Genomic DNA, 22,477 nt, shown 5'->3' with positions numbered 1-22,477 from the left:
AAAATTTGAAAAATATAATATCAGAATACTTAAAAAAAGAAAAATGAAAAAGTTATTAGCACTAATATTCGTGTTTACAACAATGGGTTTGATGGTTTCATGCGATGATGATGATCCAATCGATGACGTTATTCCTGAACCAACTGAAGAGGAATTGCAAGAAGCAGCTGTAGAAGCTGTACAAACTGCTGTTGATGCAGTAGCATCATCTGACGATACAGCTACAGGAGCATCTGACGAAACTGAATTTGCTGATTGGACTTTAATTGACAACAAAGATCAAACGGCTGGTAGAGTGAAAGCTGTAGCGCCAGTTGAAAAAACTATTGACTTTGACATTTCAGAAGATACAACTTGGGATGGTAACGGCGTAGGTGATGACGATGCAGATACTGTTTTTGTATTGGATAAAAGAGTGATCGTAAAGTCTGGAGCTACTTTAACAATTACTGCAGGGACAATTATCAAAGGTAACTCTGAGTTGTCAGGAGCCAATGCAGCTGTATTGATGGTAGCAAGGGGTGGTAAATTGATGGCTGAAGGTACTGCTGAGGCGCCTATCATTATGACATCTACAGATGACGACATCGTACCAGGTGCTTTAGCGGGTACTTCTCTAGATCAGGATGACAATGGAAAATGGGGTGGATTGGTTATTTTGGGTAAAGCACCGGTAAGTGCAAAAACTGAAGATCCTCAAATCGAAGGTGTGGATGCTGCTATTACTGAAGGTCAGTACGGTGGAGATGATGCTGCGGATAATTCAGGGTCAATCAAATTCGTCTCTATCCGTCACGGTGGAGCTGAAATCGCTGAAGGTAGCGAAATCAACGGTTTGACTTTAGGTGGTGTTGGAACTGGTACGACTATCGAAAACATCGAAATCTACGCCAACAAAGATGATGGTGTTGAGTTCTTCGGAGGAACCGTAAATGTAACTAACGTGGTTGTTTACAACGTAGGCGATGACGGAATCGATATCGATCAGTCTTATGCTGGCGAGGTGAAAAACTTTGCAGTGTATGTTGGAGCTTCAGATGAAGGTTTGGAAATCGACGGTAGAGAAGGTGCATTGGACAAAAGCTTCAAGCTTACTGATGGAGTTATATACTCAATCGCTGGTACTGACAAGTCTACAGATGCAGACATCAAATCAAAAGCTAAGGGTACTTTGACTAACGTAGTATTCACAGATGGTAAAGTGAAACTTTCTGCTTCATTTGATGCAGAGTCTCTTGAAGAGTCTGAAGATGCAGCTTCTAACGCTGTAGCTGGATCTCTGGTATTCACTAAGGTGTCAGCTGACTCTTTCGAAGTGTATACTAACAGCTTTGATGAGTAAGAAACATTGAGCAAGCGGAAAAGAAATTTAAGAATCATTTTCTGAATATAGAGGCTCTGGCAGGAATGTCGGGGCCTTTTTGTTTTTCAATTATGCATGATATATGAGTTAGATGTAGTGCTAAACCTGAGTTGCTTCTGTGCCCTTCTCTGATCGGTGTCTTTTGATGTACAAACCGCTTAATTATTGGTTTGCTTTTATGTGACTGTCAAACTGATGGCTACATAAATTTTTTTCATGGACCTAGGAAGCCGAAATGATACTTTTTTTGTACAACACCAACAAGGGAAAAGAAGACCCAAGCCTGACAGCCTGAGCTTGATCATACCAGGTATTATTTATGTTTGGTTAATATTATTTTCTACATAATTTGTCATTTCGCAGCGCAGAAATCTTGCAAGTAGCTGGCAGGATGTTAAGTTTTCTCTGCCCAGGCCAACCGCTACCTTAGACATGACAAAAAGTTAGTTCGTCCAATAGATTATTGAAATAATAATAGAATTCAAGGCAGAAGGGTTTAACCCAATGTTACGATCGTTAAAAAACGATTAAGAAGGCTTAAATGCTCATAGATGGGATTTCTGGTCTGAGGCCTCTGGGGACTGATTTTAATGTTACCTCAATGTTAATTAGGCCTCCTATTCACTTCTGTTTTTTTACCATTTCATAAAATTATAAACATACTCAAAGAATATGGACGCTCTAGTTTTGCATCAAAATTAGAATATCAGAAAATGAACAAGGTATTATTAACATTAGGATTAATCATTGGCGCTGCAACTTTATCATTGGCGCAACAAGGATTTTTAAGAGGACAGATTATTGATGGGTCAAATGGTGAAGGACTATTTGGGGCTACTGTCACTAAGCAAGGAACCACTCAAGGTTCAGTTGCCGATTTCGATGGTAACTTCTCACTGGCATTAGCGCCAGGTACTCATAATATTATGGTTCAGTTTGTTTCTTATCAACCACAAACCATAGAAGGTGTGGTGATCGTGGAAGGAGAAGTAACTAACCTCAATATTACCCTTTCAGAAGATGTGCAGCAATTAGAAGCTGTTGTGGTAACAGCGGAGCAAATCAGAGACAACGAAGTGGCTTTGATGGCGGTACAAAGAAAGTCGGCTAATACCATAGATGGTATTTCTTCTGCCGCATTCACTAAAGTAGGAGACAGCAATTTGTCTTCTGCCATGAATCGTGTGACAGGTGTTACCGTGCAAGGTGGAAAATATGTCTATGTAAGAGGTTTGGGTGACAGATATACTAAGACCTCGATGAACGGTATGATCGTGCCCGGTTTGGATCCAGATAGAAACGATGTACAGATTGATATCTTTCCAACGGCCATACTTGAAAACGTAATGGTATATAAGACGTTCAGTCCAAATCTAAATGGCGACTTTGCTGGTGGTTTGGTTGATATTCAAACCAAAGCATTTCCTGAAGAAAAATCGACTTCAGTTTCTCTTTCTATGGGTTATAACCCAGATATGCATTTCAAATCTAATAATGTGAGCTATGATGGGTCAAGCACTGATTTTTTAGGTTGGGACAATGGTGATAGAGAATTGCCAATCGCTAAGGATACCGAAATACCGACCTTACCAAATGATTTTGTAGCTGAGACTACTAGAAAATTCAATCCAACGATGGGTGTGGATCGCTCAAGAAATTTCATGGATGTTGGAGTATCAGTATTGCATAGAAATCAAATACAAAGAGAAAAAGTAACCTGGGGTTATAATGCTATTTTGAATTATAAAAGCACCAATACTTTCTATCAAGGATTTGAAAGAAAGAGATATGAAAAAGATAGAACGACGAGTGAAGTGGCTTTGGAACGTGACTTTTCAGCAGTTGGTGATCTAAGTGCGAAGAATATCTTGTGGAGTGGGTTGGCAACCTTAGCTGCGAAGACAGACAATCACACTATTGGGACAACGTTGTTGCATACTCAAAATGGGGTTTCCACGGCACTTACAAGAGAAATGAATTTCACTTCCCTAAATAATCCAACTAAAATTCATAACGACATATTAGGATATACGCAGCGTTCCATGACTAACAATATCACTTATGGTAAGCACAGTTTTGGTAAGCTGAGAGTGGATTGGTCTAATTCTTTGTTGTTTTCTAAAATGAGTGATCCGGATTATAGAGATACAAGAATCAATGAAGACGACGATGATTTAGCTTTTAGAAATGGTGGAGGAATTAGCCGGTTTTGGAGAAGCCTCGATGAAGTAAGTGAAAGCTTAAAAGCGGACTTGACCTATAGCTTAAATGACAACAACAAGCTAAAAGCGGGAGGTTTAATGTCTTTCCGAAATAGAGAATTTGATGTAAATAACTATGCGTATGAGCCGATATCTGCTTTTGATGTAGAGTCACTTGATCCGAATGATCTTTTGGTGGAAGAAAATTTATATTCATCAAGTAATCCAGATGGTTTGTATATTCAAGATAATAGCAATGCCTATAATGACTATGAAGGTCGTCAGAACATATTCGCGGCTTATTTGATGAATGAAATGCAAATGACCCCAAAGTTGAAATCGATCTATGGTGTGAGAGTTGAAAACGCTAATATGTTTTATTCAGGTGTTCGTTTGAACGAGGATGGTACCGAGCAATTAGAGGATAACACTAAGACATTAAACGAAACTAACTTTCTTCCATCTGTGAGTTTGGTATATGCCCTTAGAGATGATATGAATTTAAGAGGATCATTTAATAAGACTTTGGCTAGGCCATCATTCAAAGAGAAGTCTTCAGCTTTTATTGAAGATCCTATTACTAGAATCAGATTTTCAGGAAACCTTGATATCAAACAAGCCGAAATCTTAAATTATGATTTGAGATGGGAGTACTTCTTCACGGCAAGTGAAATGTTCTCAGTTTCTTTTTTCTACAAAGATTTTACCGATCACATAGCCTTAGTTTTCTTTCCAAACAGTCCTGGCCAATTGAAGCCAAGAAACGTTGGAGAGGCAACAGTATATGGATCTGAGATCGAAGTTCGAAAGAATTTAGGCATGATAAGTTCATCTCTTGAAAATCTTTCCTTAGGAGGTAACTTCTCTTATGTGATTTCAAAAGTGAATCGTAAGACTGTAGCAGTTAATGAAGAAGGGCAGACAGAATACGATAGTGAAGTGGAATACAAAGGAACAGATGAAGGGGTAAATCAATATCGTGATATGAGTGGACAATCTCCATATGTTGTCAATGGTTATTTGAACTATGATAACAGATTGTTGGGACTGAATGCCAACTTATCATACAATGTACAAGGAGAGACTATCACGTTCATTGGTACTTCTAATGTACCTGATGTTTACACTAAACCATTCCAAAGTTTGAATCTAAAAGTATCGAAGACTTTCGGAGAAGAAGCAAATTCTCAAGTGAGCTTTACAGCTAAAAATATATTGAATTCAGAAAAACAGCAGGTTTATAAATTTGGAAACGAAGAGGAGCTATTCTCTTTGTATAAGCCAGGCCGATTATTTCAACTAAAATATACTTACACTTTTTAAGGTTAGTAAGTAAGATTAATCAAGAGCATAAAGGCAGCCAGACGGCTGCCTTTTTCATTTTATGAGGGTCAGTTCCTCTTTATATTGAGCAAGTTTTTTTTGACTGGAAGTCAGTCTGGCCTGTAGTTTTTCTATTTCACCGGTATTAGTTTTCAGCTTTTGTGCCAATTCATTTTTCTCTTCTGGCTTTTTTTCTATCCGTAGTTGGAGTTTGCTATTGTCTAGAAGGTACTCATCCATTTCTCGACTGATTTTCTTGACTGTTAGTTCCTGAATATCAATTTTTTCCTGGACTAACGTGGTAAAGTAGTCTACTTTAAAATCTTTCAATAGATACCTCACTTGCTTGTCCAGTTCGGTCAACTGATCCTTAGGAATTCCATCTTTGACCAATGCCACTCTCAGGATTGATTTTTTTTTGTCTTTTTGTTCGGTGAGTTGAGAAATGAATTGAAGCGGTTCATTCGTCTCTTTTCCTTTCGCAGGAACCGTTAGCACCAAGTGAGTTTTTTTGTTGAAAATAATAGTTCTGGCATTTACATATCTCCACCATTCTTTTTTCACCTCTTTGTAAGGTTGAGTGAAGGTGGTCGTATACCCATTTAAACTTTGTTCTTCGATTGTAAAAGATACAGGACTAATCTTCAGCGAATAGCTTTGGGCATTGGCATTCTGACTAAGTGTCCAAAGGATTAACAAACTTAGACTGTGAATAATCCATTGGTTCATTTTTCTTGGGAAGAATTGGGATTTTGACATTTTCAAGATTCTTGTACGAAGATAAAAACATTTGAATCAATCAATAATTTCGCCAATTCAAGCGGAGGTGAGAATTTCACCCCTAAACTGTGGATATATAATCGGTATAAAACAGTTGTTTTTCCATTATTGGATTATTTTTGCCCAAATAAGCTGAAAAATTTTATCTTACAGAGATCAATTTTTCGGCCGCTATTCCAAATGAATAAGATTTAATTTAGCTACGACCTGAATCAATGAATAATAGCTCTTCTCTAATTGCTAAGCTCAAATATCAATTTGATAATTATGTGTCAAAAGGTACCATGACTCTGATCGGAGGACTGGGGATCTTGACTCTTATTCTTGTAGTCATTCTTGCAGTTATTTTGGTAATGACTGGATTTGAAGTAGAAGCAGGCCAGAGTATTGGCTACCCAGAGTCTCTTTGGCAAAATATGATTCACATGTTGGATCCAGGTACCTTAGGAAATACCACTGGTGGCTGGGCCCTAAGGGTTTACCTACTAGCTGTTACTTTGGTCGGTGTAGTTGTACTTTCTACATTGATCGGTCTGGTATCGAATGGTATTTTGACTAAGCTGGAAGACCTGAGAAAGGGAAGGTCATTTGTAATTGAGAAGGATCATACCTTGATCTTAGGCTGGTCGTCAAAAATATTTACCATTATCTCTGAGTTGGTAGAAGCTAATGAAAACCTGAAAGAGGGAGTGATTGTTATCCTTGCCGAAAGAGATAAGGTGGAAATGGAAGATGAAATTCGTCTGAAAGTAGGTGACACAGCAAATACCAGAGTGATCTGCCGTACGGGTAGCCCGATTGATATTGATGATATCTACATTGCCAATCCATTCCAGTCGAAGTCTATTATTGTTTTGGACAAAGACAATGAAAATTCTGATTCGCAAATTATAAAAACAATTGTAGCGATTGTAACCAACCCAAAGAGAAGAAAAGAGCCATATCATATTACAGCGGAAATTCAAGATAGTAAGAACTATGAAGTAGCTAAAATGGTAGGTCAGGATGAGGTAGAGCTCATTTTGTCTGATGATTTTATTTCTAGAATCATGGTGCAGACCAGTAGACAGTCTGGTTTGAGTGTGGTTTACATAGAATTAATGGACTACGATGGCGATGAAATTTATTTCATGGAGGAACCATCTTTGGTGGGTAGAACCTTCCGGGAAATCATCTTTGCCTACGAAGACTCAGCGATTATGGGATTGCAGTTTGCTGATGGAACGGTTGCGATCAACCCTCCAATGGATACTGTTTTCAATGAAGGTGATCAGGTAATTGGTATCACTGAGGATGATGATACGTTAGTGCCATCTGGATTGACCGATTACCTTATTGAAAGTGATAGATTGCTAGAAAGACCCGAAGAAGAAACTAATGAAGAGCAGATTCTAATTATCGGTTGGAATGACAGAGCTAAAAATATCATTCGTGAGCTAGATCATTACGCACCATTTGGATCTACCGTAAAGGTTGTTTCCAAGTTTGAGGATCCAGTGACAGTCATTCAACGGTTGAAACCAACCTTGAAGAACTTAACGGTTGAATTTAAGCGTGCCGAGACTACAGATCGCGAGACACTTGAAAAACTTGAAATACCTAACTTTGACTATATTATTTTGCTTTGTTACGAACAGCATTTCCCTGTTCAAGAGGCGGATGCTCAGACACTAATTACACTTCTGCATATCAGAAGTATTGCTGAGCGAACAGAAAAGCACTTGAATCTAGTGAGTGAAATGATCGATATGAAAAATCGATTGTTGGCTGATATCACCAGTGCCGATGACTTTATCGTAAGTGATAAATTACTCAGTTTGCTGATGACTCAGGTTTCAGAAAACAAATTCTTGATGCGTGTATTCGAGGACTTGTTTGATGCAGATGGGTCTGAAATTTACATTAAACCTGCTACGGAGTATGTAGCGATAGGTGAGCCAGTCAACTTCTATACCATACTTGAATCTGCGGCACGCAAGAATGAAGTAGCCTTAGGCTATAGAGTACTTGCTAAGAGTAAAGACCCTAATCAAGCTTACGGTGTCGTCGTCAATCCTAAGAAGTCAGAAATGATAGAACTGACGGAAAGAGACGAAATTATTGTACTATCAGAAGATTAAAAGGAAGCTTGCTGCAAACTTCTTAACTTTTTTATTCACGAATTTTATAAGGTATTCTATATCTATAAGTCCATTAGAATGTATTATCTATTTCATAGAATTAGGCCTCAAGGAATAGAACTTATAAAGACAGACATCCCTATAGAATTCTATAAACCTAATAAAAAGACATAGGATAAGTTTAAGTCTTGTCAGGATTCAAACCTGTTGATGTAATTACCTGATTTATATGGTTTTATTGTCAGTTTACTATATACCGGTACAACATGGGTACAAAGTCCAAAAGCGAGTGCAGTGTTGACGCAAACAATACAACAATTTGAATAGTTAATTTGCATTCACCAAAGAATGGGTATTAATAACTTAAGAAGTTTGGCCAATTTAGGTTTGATATTTTGGTCAAATAAAATTCTGTTTCTATCATCGCGCCAGCAGTTTTTGAGGAAAGTTACTTTAACGCCATTGGAGAGAAAGGAATGGTGTAGTATTTATTAACACAAAAAGTAACTTTTGAACTATACCGTATTGCACATGATTAAACCTAACCTGGTTCGTAGAATTGCTGTATGCAATCTCAAACGAATCAATTATCCCACCTTAGAGGCTTTAGGATTAAAAAATGGTTTGCGTTTTTTAAAGTCTAAATCCGAATTTCAAGTTCCGTTATGTTTTTTAACGTGTTTTCTCATGAAGAGGGTCTCTCTTCTTGCGTTGAAATATTGACCTAATTGAAATAAAATATTGATCACAAAAACATAATTATTAACAAGTGGTTTTGACCATTTGACATCAATTTAACAATGAGATAACTATGAATCGATTTGCTCTTTTTGCCCTTTTATTAGCCGTAGCCTTCACTTCCAACGCTCAAAATGGGAAGGATAAATCCGGACCAAATGATCACTTGATCAAAAAGAACCTTCTTGTCGATGGGAACATTAGTTCTGCAGGAGGTAAGAATCTGGTGTTGCAAACCAATCAGTCAACCAGAATTACGGTACTGAATACCAATGGTTACATAGGCATGGATATTACCAATCCACAAGAACGTTTGCATATCAATGGATCTGTCAGAGGTAGCAGTACAGGAGGTGCCTTAAGAGTAAATACAGAACATGGTTGGTTAGATTTAGGGCCGCAAGATGGTCAATCAGTTCACTTACATACCAACATGTCGAAGTTTGTACTAAACAGATCTTTACAGGTAGATGGAGCCATTGGCACTTATGGCAATCGAAATTTGGAGCTACAGACCAATGGAAATACGCACATCACAGTGTTGGATGGCAAGGGTTTTGTTGGGCTTGGTATAACGAACCCTTCGGAAAGATTAGATGTAGCTGGAAATGCAAAGGTAAGTGAAACGATAACGGGTAAGGATTTAGTGTCAGAAACCCTTTCCACAACCGATGGTAGTTTTCAGGGGAATGTTGTAGTAGGTCAAAATCTAAAGGTCGATGGATTGGTCGGAATTGGTGTAGCAGAGCCAGTCGAGAAACTAGAAGTAGCAGGAAACGCTAAAGTGTCAGATACCATCTCAGCTACAAAGCTTGAGGCTGAAGGAGGAGATTTTTCTGATCAGGTCCATATTGCCAATCAACTGATACTTGATGGGAACATGGGTATTGGTGTGGAATCACCAAGTGAAAAATTAGAAGTAGCAGGTAATGTCAAAGCTACAGAGAAAGTAACTGCTACTAGTATAGAGGCTGTAAGTGCAGACTTCTCAGATCGGTTAAGTGTAGTTAACGATGCAAACATCGGAGGTAATCTTGGGATTGGCGTTGAGAATCCAGCGGAAAAAATGGAGATCGAAGGCAACGCAGTAATAAGCGGCAATATTACCTCGCAATCTTTATCGGCAGAGCAAATCGATCTAACGGGTGATTTTAACGTGGCTGGCAATTCATCAGTGGCTCAAAACTCATTTGTAGGCGGACAATTAGGTGTAGGTGTTGAGGCTCCAACAGAAAAACTGGAAGTAGCCGGAAACATTAAGGCGACGGAGAAACTCATTGGCACAGAAGTTCATGTTGCTAAAGCAGAGGTTTCTGATCATCTATCGGTGACCAACAATGTTAATCTGGGAGGCAATCTAGGAGTTGGTGTTACTGCTCCTGTAGAGAAATTGGAAGTAGCAGGTAATGCCGTAATCAGCGAAAGTCTCACAGCAAAGAACCTGAATACTGAATCGATGTCAGTCAATGGTGACTTTAATGTGGAGGGCAATTCAAATGTTGCTCAAAATTCAATTGTATTAGGCCAGTTGGGAGTCGGTGTTGAGGCTCCAACAGAAAAACTGGAAGTAGCCGGAAATATTAAAGCATCAGAAAAAGTAATGGCACAAACACTGGAGTCTGCAACTATTCATGTTGCAGACAATGCTACAATAAGCAACAAACTAACCGTACAAGGTAAAATTGGTATTGGCACTACAGATGAACCAGCAGAAGCACTGGAAGTCGTGGGCACAATTATGGCAGCAAACTATGTGATGTCTGATGGCTCTCCTTTGAAATCAAGTTTGTGGGATGAAACAGGTGCTGATATTGGCTATGTAGGAGGCAATGTAGGCATTGGAGTTAATGATACTCGTGGGTTTAAGATGGCCATTGCAGGAGATATGATTGTAGAGGAAGTTACCATTGATTTGCAGGCAGACTGGCCCGATTACGTATTTGAAGAATCCTATGATTTACCAAGCCTTAAGGAAACAGCTTCCTTTATTAAGGAAAACAAGCACTTACCTGAAATCCCGTCAGCTGCCGATGTAGAAAAAAATGGTGTGCAAGTAGGTGAGATGAACAGGCTTCTCCTCCAGAAGATTGAGGAACTCACCTTGTACATGATTCAAATGCAAGTCGAGAATGAGCAAATGATGAAGGCTAACAAAGGCCTATTGGAAAGAATAGAGGCGCTTGAGCAGGATAATAAATAACTGAAAAAGTTGGTATATCAGCATAACACTCAAGCTATGATTAAACTAGGTTTAAGCAAGCTATTGCTCTTCTTGACCCGATCCTTTTTGCTAATAGCATGTACAGGTCTAATGATCAAATCTATGGCACAGGATACCTCACCAACTATTCCGGATGGGTTTGGTTCGAACGAGTTGCAGACTACAGAGAATTTAAGTTCAGGAGTATTGAACATCAATTTACCAATTGAAAGTTTTCTGGTTCCCATATCCATTAGTTACAACACCTCCGGGATAAGAGTGAACCAACGTGCAGGTGCAGTCGGTCTTGGGTGGAATTTGAACGCAGGTGGCTACATTGCCAGGCAAAAAAGAGGTGTGGATGATGGAGCACGAAATGGATTTAGTGGAAAGGAGAAAAGAGGAAGCCAGGTAGCAATTAACACAACCGATCAAGTCTTCAAAAGTCAAGTGGTAGAAGGTGATAAAGATGCCAAGTGGGACACACACCCAGATATTTACTTTTTTCAATTTCTAGGATATAGTGGTCAGTTCACAATTGACGAAAACAGGAAAGTAATAAAATTGACTCCAAATAATCTCAAAATCACTCCGACGTATAATGAGGCTTATGGATATTTTGGTTTTGTCATTCAAGATGAAAATGGAAATAAATATGAATTTGAGGATAAAGAGCGTACGATCCTATATCAGGGAGGGGAGGAGCAATCAACATACTATTCAAAATGGCATTTGTCACGAATTAGAAAATATGCAAGCTCTGACTTAATCAGCTTCACCTATTCTGAAGTATGGCCTGCTCATCATGAGTTTAGCAAGTTTAATTGGAAAAGACCATATGAGTCAGGTGTGGTGAAATCACAGAGTATTCATAATGAATACCAAAGACTACAGTTAGATGAGATTTATTATTCTGGAATGAGGATAGAGTTTAACTACAGCAGTCGAGAAGATATTTCCAATCTTAGGAAGTTGGACTACATTTATTACAGAGGCAATGGAATTACCCTTCTTTACAACTTCAAGTACAACTATCTCGGTGAAGGTTTGTCAAAGCGATTGATGCTGACGGGAGTGACCAAAAGTACTTTGGAATTGGCTCTCTATCAATTCGCCTATTTTGGTCAATTTGAAAACGAACCAACACTACCTGAATATGATAGCGATCAACAAGATCACTGGGGTTTCTATAATAATAATACAGCCACCCATAAATTTCCAAAATATGGGGCAAAGCGAAGTCCAACTTTACATCAAAAGGCAAACACATTAAAAAGAATCTACCACACAGCTGGAGGATATACTGATTATGATTATGAGCTCAATAGTTATGTAAACAATATTGGAAATGAGATTAATGCTGGAGGGCTTAGAATATCGAAAGTGACAAAGGCCGATTACTCAGGTAATAGTTATGTGGTTCGTTCCTACGATTATACGGATAGCAACAATAAAACAAGCGGACAATTATACGCGGAGCCGATGTATGAAGTGAACATGAGTGACAATGGGAATGATTTTAAGGAGTATCGAGAGCATTCATACCATCCACTTCTTGATCATATGGGACGTCATATAGCATACAAATACGTAACTGTTCAATTAATGAATGGAAGTCGAGAAAGACATACTTTTTATACTTTTTCCGATGAAAATCTGCTTCAGACTAATGAAAACAAAAACCTTCGGGTAAGTGAATGGGATACAGGTTTTCCTGATAGAGAGGTTCATCATCCATATTATTCAACACACCCTGGTCCATTTGGCTATAAAAGTTTTAAAGGCACAACAGTTGGAGTTCTCCGACAGAAGGAAACCTTTGATTTTGCGAATAACAAGGTTTCACTTGAGAAATACACCTATCAGCCAGTTGCTGCGAAGACCAAGGTATTGGGGATGAATGCTACCTTATTTGGATTTGGGTCAGGTGATTTATGGTATAATGTAGATTTTTATGAGTTAGGAGATGGCTATATGCAATTGCAAAATAGTCGTTCAACGATTTATGATGTCAACAATCAAAGTAAATCCATAACTACTGTTACCGAATATTTATATCACGACACTTATCATCTACCCACCTCGATAAAAACCTATCGCTTAGGTGAAAGTACATCGAATTGGTTAGAAAATAGTACTGTTTATTTAGTAGATCAACCAGGATCCCTTTCTGATTTGAAAAATTCAAATCTCGTATCCCTTGTTAAATCCAGAACGCAGAAGGAGGGGAATCAGATAATGACTTTCAATACAATAGATTATGATTCGCAAAATTCGGGCAGTGTACTACCTAGTAGGGAACGTTCCTATATAGGATCCTCATCTGGAAACCAACTTGTTCATGATGTGTCATATACTTATGATGCTGAAACAGATCAATTGTTGGATATAACAGATAACATTGGAAAAACTACTTCTTCCCAGTTCTGGGAGTACGATGAGCTAAATATTGTTGCAAAAATAAGCAATGCAAAGTCGGATGACTGCGCCTATACCAGTTTTGAGGGCGTTGAAAAAGGAAACTGGCAAGTCCCAAGAATAACAGCCGATAATTTAACTTCAGGAATAGTCGGTAGAGCTTTTGTTTTAAATAATCAGAGTATCACAAAAAAACTGCAAGGAAACCAGGAATATCTAATTAGCTATTGGTATAAGAATGGGTCGGTAGTTTTGAACGGATTATCTAAAAACACTCTTGTAGGTACAAGGGTAACTGATGGTTGGACGCTAGAAGAAAGGTTGATAATGAGGAATAGTAGCGGAAATGTTACTGTTTCGGGTTCTGCCTCTATTGATAATTTGAGGCTTTTGCCCAAGGGCGCGTATATGACTTCATACACAAACCATCCTATTTTTGGGACTCTTACGGAAACAGATCCAAATAACAATACGGTATACTATAAATATGATGAGGCCGGTCGATTAGAATTGATTAGGGATAAAAACCTGGATATCATATCTACCAAGGAATATGAAATTACCAAATTCCTTCATGCGTCTGTTTCATCAATTTCAACCACGTACATAGGAACAACAAAGGAAGTGTTAGTAGAGAGCAATGGAAGCTGGTCTATTTCCAAAAGCTCATGGATAGATGTAGATAGGAGCAGTGGTAATGGTGTGGCAAAAATCAAGGTTACTATCAAAAATAACCCAGGACAAGGCTCTCGGTCAGGTTCATTGACCATCTCAGATGGAGGAGGCCGTTCTTATCGCATAAATATCTCGCAAGGAGGAGGCCCTGCCAAATATGTTACTCCTGGACAAAGCTCCGTTACAGTAGATGTTGATGCAGTTACGGTAGAAATACTTAGTAATACGAGTTGGGAAGCTGAAATTACCAGTGATCCAGAACAAGGGATAAGAATTGTGGGAAGCAATTCGGGATCAAATAACGGAACACTGGAAATAAGAGCATTGAGTAAAGACCCCGATGAGGAATATTCAGGTGTCATTACAATTACGTCACTAGACGGCAGTGTGAGCGCAACAATTAATGTCAACTACTAATCTATGAGATTCATGAATATTTTGGATAAAATTATAGGAACTTCTGGGGTCGAAAGAATTGGATTGATTTGTGTCGGACTTATGTTGTTAGTAGTCAGTACATTAACGGCCGAAGATTTGCCTCCAGGATTAGGAAAGATATCAGGTGCGCCCACCGCAAACCAGAATCAAACTTACACTTATGCTTTTATTGTTGCAGATGGAACTTTGGAATCTGTGAGTTGGAGCGTGATAGGAGGAACAACCATAAGCGTTTCTGAAAACTACGAAGTAAAAGTAAAGTGGACAACAGGAGACGGGACTGGGACTATTTCTGCACGAGGAGTTATAAATTCAGATGGAAGGTTAATCGATGCAGACGATTCTAAGTCAGTTACAATCAACCCTGTTCCCAAAAATGCACCACCAAAACCAAAGGCAGGTACAAAATCATGTGCCTTTAGCAAGGTGTTGAGACAAGGAACTGTACCAGATGGTGAGACCTGGTACTGGCAGAATTCACCTAATTCGAGTACGACCGCTTTGGGTTCAGTGGCGACATATAATGCTCTAAACGACGGGTACTATTATTTAAAACCTAGAAACTCTGCCGGATGGGGGCCTACGTCTCAGGGAGTTTATATTGATGTGGTGGAGCCAAGTATAGCTGGACATATTCAAGGAGCCAAAGACGGGTTCGATCGGGTGCAAACAACACTAAAAGTTGTAGGGCATAGAGGAGATCAAATCACTTGGCTCAAATATGGGACCGACGAGGTTGGAACAGGAACGACACTTCCCATTGATGTCACTACGGGAACGAACTATTTAGCAGAAGTGAAAAATGACATCTGTCCGGCAGTAAAAACCGACCATGTGTCAATTCAGATATTCAAATCCCCAGAAATAACAGTATCAAATGGAGCAAATGGAAGAAAAGTACTGTCCACCAGCTCATATAAAAGTTATCAATGGATTTTAAATGGTCAGGATATCTATGGGGCTACTGATGAAACTTTTGTTGCTCAGGAATCGGGGTCGTATCAGGTGCGTATTGTGCCAGATTTCACAGACCAAACGGCTACGTCAGCTGCAGTTAACCTATCCATCAACGTGGTGAACAAAATGCCAAACAGTCCCAACTACGTTAGAACTAGGGTGATAAATAAAGAGGGAGTTAAAAACTTAGCACAGGTAAATGCTAGTAATCCGGATGTATCTACTGTTTATATAGATCGTTTAGGAAGAAACATTCAAACGGTACAAAAAAGTAGTTCTCCCATGGGCTATGATGTGGTACAACATCAGGAATATAACGCCTACGGACAAGCCACTAAAAGCTACCTGTCGCATGTGAGTACTACTAATACAGGAGCCTATGATAAAAGTGCGGCCAGTCGCCAAAAGTCATTTTATAGTAGTGTCAGTCAGGCTGACCGTGATGCCAAGCCCTGGAGCGAAGTGAAAGTAGAAAAATCACCGGCACAGAGAATTCAGGAAAGTGGTGGTTTGGGAGAAGGTTACCAGCTTACAGAAGGCTACAAGGCGGAATATACGAATACCTTTAATACCAGCGCCGATGCCGTATTTATGTGGGAGGTAAACGGCAGTGGAGATTTGCACCTAAGTTCAACTATCTATTATTCGGCCAATAGTCTGTCCAAACAGATTGTTGACAATCCCGAACATACCTCTGGCAATAATTATAGAACCATCACATTTTCAAATTATATGGGGCAAAAAATACTAACCAGGTATTTTAATGGTAACGAACAATTTGATACGTACTATGTATATGATTTCAGAGGTCAACTAGCCTTTGTGATTCCGCCCAAGGCTTCTGAGATTACCAGAGAAAGCGGGATAGATCAAATAACCGGAGGCCGTATCTTTGATACCTCCCAAACCTTTCCAGCCAGCAACCCTACAGATGTAGATTATTTTTTCACTCCAGGGGCTAGAGTCACACTTTCTCCTTCACTAAAACTGAAAAAAGGGTTTTCTATGACCCAGGTACCGGAGGGAACCCGTGTGACTGATCGGGATGAAGATACGGATCTTTCAAAATTGGTATTTGTCAACAAGTATGACGAATATGGGCGATTGGTAAGTAAAAAAGTACCGGGCGTGGAACCCGTTTACTATGTATATGACAAAGCCGGCAGACTACGATTGAGTCAGGATGGGGAGCAGCGCAAGGAGGGGCAGTGGACCTTTACCAAATATGACCAGTTGGGTCGTCCGGTGTTGACAGGCTTATTCACTTTTGATAAAACCAGAGCATATATGCAACAGCAAATCTTTGCTGTTGGCGATGCACATAAATACGAATCCAGAGGTTCGGCGCGACATGGATACACCAATAACTTGTGGCCAACCAATGTAGCAGAAAAAGATTACCTGGTAGTCAGCTACTACGACGACTATGAATTTATGGATTCGGAGTGGACAAGTTTAGCCCATGTGCCCAATAACGGCATCAACAATGAGCCTTATCGATTATATCCAAGAGGTTTAGAAACCGGAGGAAAAGTGAGAATATTAGGTTCAGACGATTGGTTGAAATCTGTTAAGTACTATGATGACGACCTTCAACTGATTCAAGGAATCTCAGACCATCACAGAGGAGGTTTGGATAAAGTATTTACCCAGTACAACTGGTTGGGGGAAGTAGTGAAAACACGATTCGAACATGAGGTTTCGGAATCAAAGACTGTTACCATAGACGAACGGTTTGTCTATGATGATGAGGGTAGACTCAAAGAACAATATCATAGTATAGATGGCGAACCAGAAATTCTCATTGCCACTTATCAATACAATGAATTGGGAGAATTGATAGAGAAAAACCTGCACAAGCAGAGCGATAACACCTTTGTACAATCTGTGGATTATCGATACAATATCAGAGGCCAGTTGACACACATCAACAATTCGGAAAGAACCACACTCTCAGGCGATACTGATGACCATCCGGATCGATTTGGTATGGAGCTGTATTATGACAGTTCACCTACGGGTCTTTCGTTCGATACACAAACTAATGGTAATCTGGCAGGTACCACTTGGGGACACGCCGCTATGGCAGAATCTGATGAGCGCTCTTATGGTTATAGCTATGATCAGGTCAACCGCTTGACAGGTGCTACCTATCGCGAAAAGAAAGGAGCTAGCTGGAATGTAAATACCAATCACAACAATGTGAGTAATATCAAATATGATTTGAATGGCAATATTCAAGCCTTAAAAAGAAAGCAAAGCAATACACTAATTGATGATCTGGACTATGACTATGATGGTAACAAGCTGGTTAGCCTGGACGATATCATAGATCATGAAGAGGGATTCAAAGATGGTGCTGAATTGGATATAGAATACACCTACGATGCCAACGGCAATGTGATCAGCGATGCCAATAAACTGATCACCAGCATCAGCTATAATCTACTCAATAAGCCTGAGACCATCACCTTCACCAATGGCGATCATATCGACTACACTTACGATGCCGCAGGTACTCGATTGAGCATGTCAGTCAGCACAGGAGGAGATACCTATGTGACAGACTACAGCAGCGGGTTGATTTATGAAGACGACGAATTGATCACGATCTCCATGCCGCAGGGTAGGATACTGGTAGAGCAAGTAGGTGTAGACTACAACTATGACTATCAGTACTATCTCACCGATCATCTCGGCAATACCCGTGCCATGGTAGCACCCACCAACAGAACCTATCAGGCCACCATGGAGTCGGAAAGTGCGACTACAGAAGAAGCTCAGTTCCTCAATGTAGATGCCTCTCGACATCTCTCGGAATCAGACGCTAGCAGTGGAGATGAGAGCGCCTGGCTCAATCCGAAACATAATCGAATCATAGGACCAGCCAAGGCCATGAAGGTATACAAGGGGGATCAAGTGGATGCTACAGTTTGGGCGAAGTACACCGATATTGTAGGGACTAGCCCATCGGGTGCTACCATGCTGGTGGCCGATGCGATTACCACAGCTTTTGGGGTGAATAGTGGAGAGTTGTATAATGCACTGGCAGATGCTTTTTCTGGTGCATCGCTACTGGCTCCGGGAGCAGATGATGTGCCTATGGCTTATTTGAATTATACCTTCTTCGACAAGAATTATGAAAACCCACAATCAGGATTGATCAAAATAGGGACAGCTTCACGAAATACCTATGCGCAATTGGAACGAAATATCACGGCACCAGACGATGGCTTTATACTTATATGGGTAAGCAATGAAACAGATCGTGATGTGGATGTGTTCTTCGATGATTTCGAGATCACGCATACCTCAGTGGCTAACGTTTTCCAGGCAGACGATTACTATCCTTTTGGTTTGCCGATTGCTGGTAACAAATACGAGGATGTGGGCAACACGGAGAATAGGTTCCTCTACCAGGGTAAAGAGTGGCAGACACAACTGGCACTTAATCTGTATGATTTTCATGCAAGGCAGTATGATCCGGCCATAGGCCAGTTCACCAGCGTAGACCCTAAAGCAGATGTGATGCCCTACATGGGTACTTATGCTGGGATGATGTCAAATCCAGTGTATTACACTGACCCTGATGGAGAGTGCCCGATATGTGTAGTTGCTATTATTGGTGCGGTTGTCAATGTAGGTATTCAAGCCGCTCAGGGTAATATTAATAGTTGGAGTGATTTTGGTTCATACGCTTTGTCAGGGGCAGTTGGTGGTGTAGGATATGCAGTTGGTGGGCCTGTTTTAGGAGGGGCATTAATGGGCGCTGGTAATGGACTGGCTAGTGGTGGTGGACTAGAAGGAGCAGTCATTGGAGGTATATCTGGAGGTATAGCTGGAGGTGCTTTTGCATTGGCGGGGCCATTGGCCCAAGGGTTAACACAGAATATTGCTAGTCCGGTCTTAGGCCAGGGTTTGCAGTATGCTATTCAAGGCAGTTTGGCAGGTTTTGCAGGAGGAACGTCAAGCGGATTGTTAACAGGTCATAGCTTGAACGAGTCTTTGGAGATGGGGGCTAAAGGAGCCGCATTAGGAGCTGGACTTGGTTTTGTTGGTGGTGGAATCAAAGGATATGTTCACGCAGCTCGTTCAGGATTCAATCCATGGAATGGACAGCGTGTAGATCCTGTAACTGGCGTCGAAAGATTGGCAGCTAAAAGTGCACCAGGCATAGGAGCAAGTAGATCTAAAGCTCCTGCAGAATTACCAAGAGTTACCACTAACACGTCTAGTGCGCATTCTGGGTTACAGCAAGGACTGAGAACTGGAATTGAAAGTGATTTAGCAGGGAAAAACATTACTGTTCAGTCGCTCAAAATGAATATGGGGGCTCAAGGTAAACATATAGTTGGTCATAACAATTTTATAAGCGGAAAGAGCATATTAACAGTTAGCCCTAAAGGACTTCTTAATAAATTAAATACTGGTCAATTTGAAGTTCTAAGATCCTCAGGAAATAAAGTACTTGTTGATTTTGGAAGGCCAATCGGTGTCTATGTACAACCTGGTACTACTACAGGTGTTATGACAAACTTTGGCTGGGTACATATTGGTAATAATGGAATACATGTTGTTCCAACAAGACCTTTTTAATTATGGATAATAGAGATTTACTTTTATCAATGCAAAGAGCTTTATTGGGTGGAGTTATTTCCCCATTGAGAGCAGTAATTGTTGGTAAGCGAGAACAGGAAATATCAATAAAATTTGTTGTTGAAAGAAATCTTGATGGTGATGAGAGTGAGATTCTTGACATGGTTGTAACTGAAATTGCATCTGACTATCCATTGGAGAATATTAAAGAAGAAATATATGTCAGTGATCAAAAGTCAAATCAATTCGTCGGGAGCAATGAGATTTTGGCTTTTCTAAGGCATGAAGGTGACCAATCCTGACTGAGCGTAGAATGAGATAGTGAGAAAGTACTAGGTGTAGTTTATCTGGGGGATGCCTTCGGCGCAACTACACCTTTATATGTTTTGGGCAGATATAATATTGAGGTGTAGATGCAATCTACACCTAGTGGGGTAGCTGTGGCAAAGTTCACTGTAAAGGTTTACCAAAGTTTAGACTGTTGTTAGTCCATTGCTATTGTAAATTTGTAATCTGAACAATCAGAAATGTCACATCTGTACTGAACCAGTCTTGAAATATTTTTTTTCTTTTTTCTTTTTGTTGTTATTCAGCTTGGTGGCTGAAGGGCAAACTGTAGACTTCAAACTCTTTGAAGGCTCTGGCGGAAAGGTTGCAAAGGAGGTAAAAAAGAATAAAGACACTTATCGCCAAATTAGAAAGGAGCAGAAGGCTTATCTAAAGGAACAGCGAAAGAAGTACAAGGTTTTGACCGATAGTGTCAAGACTACTTCAGAGTTAAATTCTCAAAATAAGGACGAAAGAGATTCTATCCGCCGACTCTATAAGGTACAGAAAGAGTTTTATCTCTATACCGATACGCTATATAGTGTAGAGGAGATAGCCTCTTGGGATGAGCTGGAGGCCAGGAGAAAACAACAAACGCTAAGACAAGCTGAAAATCGTCTGGGAGGCAATTATTATTTTCAAAAATATCAAGCGTACAACGATCAGCTCAAATCCTATCAATCAGAGTACAAATCCTACAAGGACAGCTTAAAATCAGCCGAAGATGATCCGGAAAAAAGGGCTTATTTGATGGAGAAGAAAAAGGCCGAGCTGGCCGAGAAATACAATCAGGATTTAGAGGAAGGAGCAAAAAAGGAATTACAAGCCAGACAATTGATGCCTGGGATGCCCATGACTAGTCCAGAGGCGCAGGAGATACAAGCCTTTGCCAATGAGGGCAATGCTTTGTACAAAGGTTTGCAAGAAGATGTTAATACGCATGGTTTGGAGGATGGCATTCCGGATGATCTGTTAGAAACCCAAGGGCTGAAACATTTTGAAGGACATGAAGAGGCGCTTAAGGAAGAGATGATGAGCCTGCAGGAATTGAAAAAGAAATACAGCGATGTTCCCAATTCCAATGATCTCTCTACCGCGACTAAACGAAACTCTCTGGAAGGCACCACGTTTTGGGATCGTTTGGTTTTTGGAGGTACGTTTCAGATTTATATTGATGAGCAGGTAGCTCTAGACCTCAATCCAGAATTAGCCTATCTAATTAATAAGAATTTCAGTCTCGGTATTGGTGGAAATTATCGGGTAAACGGCCAAATAAAAGATGCCGGTGGCGTATTGCATAACCAGGCCGTCTATGGTTATCGGGTATTTACCGAACATAGAATCTTCAAATCATTTTTTGCCCATGTAGAATATGAGGCGCTATTCCTTTCGACTCCTGCCATCAATGGACAAGACGCGACCAAAAAGTGGCACTACAGTTTGTTGGCCGGTATTGAGAAACGTATTCATATCAGTGAACGCTTGGAGGGGCAAGTGGCACTCCTATATAATTTCATGTATAAGAACAATCCGGCCTATGATTCCCCGTGGAATTTAAGGGTGGGGTTCAATTTGAATAAAAAGGAACCTGATTGAACATAAGTTCAAATTATATAACAAACCGACCTCTCTTTAGTTGCAATCGTACTATCAGAAGATTAAAAGGAAGCTTGCTGCTTCAAGGCTGAACGAATTTCGCTGATGGCCTTCTTTCTATAGTTCTCTTCACTTTGATTATTCAATGATGACATGTGTTTCACATATTGCATCACATTGTTTTTTTGATCTGTGTCAAGTGTTCTCACGTTTTGCATGATTTCCAAGACTGTTGCTAGCTGATCCATTTTCTGTTGTATTTAGTGAACTGATTGAATTCTTAATAGCTACCTCAAAAGTAGAACCAATAATTAATGAAATAAATACGCCATTTACCTAAAAGTAAATTTAGGTGAGATACGTATTTCTGTAAGTTTTGAAGCTTCCCTGTTAGGAGAAAACTAGTAATTCAAAGCCTTTTTTATTTGAGATAAGGCATTTTTTCGATAATGCTCAGTAACCTTAGATGAAGTCAAATATCTGGCTTTAATGTAATCCAGTAGATCCTTTTGGTCTTCTTTTTTTAATGTTCGAAGCGTATCGAGCAAGTCTGGTGTTGTGGGATAGGTGTTCATATTTTTCTGTGTTTTGGTGCTTAATCAAAAGAACGAATTCCTTGAACCAATGACTAATGGGTTCAATTATCATTGTTTTAATTAATGATTAATATTCGAAGTGGGCAATTGAGATTATTTAATACCAGGATAAAATATCAAAGTTGAAGACAAGATAATGTGTGGGAATT

General features: G+C 39.8%; 11 protein-coding genes. 8 read left to right on the top strand and 3 right to left on the bottom strand.

The genetic code is table 11. The annotated features are described in order from the left end of the window. Window positions 1-43: 43 nt before the first annotated feature. Together R8N23_RS18795 and R8N23_RS18790 are read left to right on the top strand one after the other, a co-directional pair. Window positions 44-1,342: a hypothetical protein gene (locus R8N23_RS18795; protein ID WP_318173149.1), complete on the top strand. Its 1,299-nt coding sequence runs from the start codon at window positions 44-46 to the stop codon at window positions 1,340-1,342. A gap of 734 nt (window positions 1,343-2,076) precedes the next feature. Beyond that, window positions 2,077-4,887 carry a TonB-dependent receptor domain-containing protein gene (locus R8N23_RS18790; protein ID WP_318173148.1) on the top strand — a complete coding sequence of 937 codons (2,811 nt, stop codon included), beginning with the start codon at window positions 2,077-2,079 and terminating at the stop codon, window positions 4,885-4,887. A gap of 54 nt (window positions 4,888-4,941) precedes the next feature. Here R8N23_RS18790 and R8N23_RS18785 read toward each other — a convergent pair whose 3' ends face one another. Further along, entirely contained in the window at window positions 4,942-5,646 is a 705-nt protein-coding gene (locus tag R8N23_RS18785; protein WP_318173147.1) for a hypothetical protein, read from the bottom strand. 236 nt (window positions 5,647-5,882) lie between these two features. Between R8N23_RS18785 and R8N23_RS18780 the strand changes: the two genes are divergently transcribed. The 6 genes from R8N23_RS18780 (at window position 5,883) to R8N23_RS18755 (ending at window position 21,732) form a co-directional block, all read left to right on the top strand. Continuing rightward, window positions 5,883-7,787 (top strand): CASTOR/POLLUX-related putative ion channel, encoded by a 1,905-nt coding sequence (locus tag R8N23_RS18780; protein ID WP_318173146.1) that lies wholly within the window; start codon window positions 5,883-5,885, stop codon window positions 7,785-7,787. A gap of 811 nt (window positions 7,788-8,598) precedes the next feature. Beyond that, window positions 8,599-10,725: a hypothetical protein gene (locus R8N23_RS18775; protein WP_318173145.1), complete on the top strand. Its 2,127-nt coding sequence runs from the start codon at window positions 8,599-8,601 to the stop codon at window positions 10,723-10,725. 36 nt (window positions 10,726-10,761) lie between these two features. Beyond that, window positions 10,762-14,235 carry a BACON domain-containing protein gene (locus R8N23_RS18770; RefSeq protein WP_318173144.1) on the top strand — a complete coding sequence of 1,158 codons (3,474 nt, stop codon included), beginning with the start codon at window positions 10,762-10,764 and terminating at the stop codon, window positions 14,233-14,235. Between the two features lie 3 nt (window positions 14,236-14,238). Continuing rightward, the gene (locus tag R8N23_RS18765; protein WP_318173143.1) at window positions 14,239-19,809 is read left to right on the top strand and encodes a DUF6443 domain-containing protein; all 5,571 of its coding nucleotides are present in this window, start codon (window positions 14,239-14,241) and stop codon (window positions 19,807-19,809) included. 2 nt (window positions 19,810-19,811) lie between these two features. Next, entirely contained in the window at window positions 19,812-20,111 is a 300-nt protein-coding gene (locus tag R8N23_RS18760) for a hypothetical protein (RefSeq protein ID WP_318173142.1), read from the top strand. 250 nt (window positions 20,112-20,361) lie between these two features. Continuing rightward, window positions 20,362-21,732 carry a hypothetical protein gene (locus tag R8N23_RS18755; RefSeq protein WP_318173141.1) on the top strand — a complete coding sequence of 457 codons (1,371 nt, stop codon included), beginning with the start codon at window positions 20,362-20,364 and terminating at the stop codon, window positions 21,730-21,732. Between the two features lie 62 nt (window positions 21,733-21,794). Here R8N23_RS18755 and R8N23_RS18750 read toward each other — a convergent pair whose 3' ends face one another. Then, entirely contained in the window at window positions 21,795-21,980 is a 186-nt protein-coding gene (locus tag R8N23_RS18750) for a hypothetical protein (RefSeq protein ID WP_318173140.1), read from the bottom strand. A gap of 153 nt (window positions 21,981-22,133) precedes the next feature. Beyond that, the gene (locus R8N23_RS18745; protein WP_318173139.1) at window positions 22,134-22,307 is read right to left on the bottom strand and encodes a hypothetical protein; all 174 of its coding nucleotides are present in this window, start codon (window positions 22,305-22,307) and stop codon (window positions 22,134-22,136) included. Window positions 22,308-22,477 lie beyond the last annotated feature (170 nt).

The sequence above is a fragment of the Reichenbachiella sp. genome, from assembly GCF_033344935.1.
In the GTDB taxonomy this organism is placed as follows: domain Bacteria; phylum Bacteroidota; class Bacteroidia; order Cytophagales; family Cyclobacteriaceae; genus Reichenbachiella.
The sequence above is the reverse complement of the archived record's forward strand: the minus strand, read 5'-3'. Positions and strand labels throughout refer to the sequence as shown.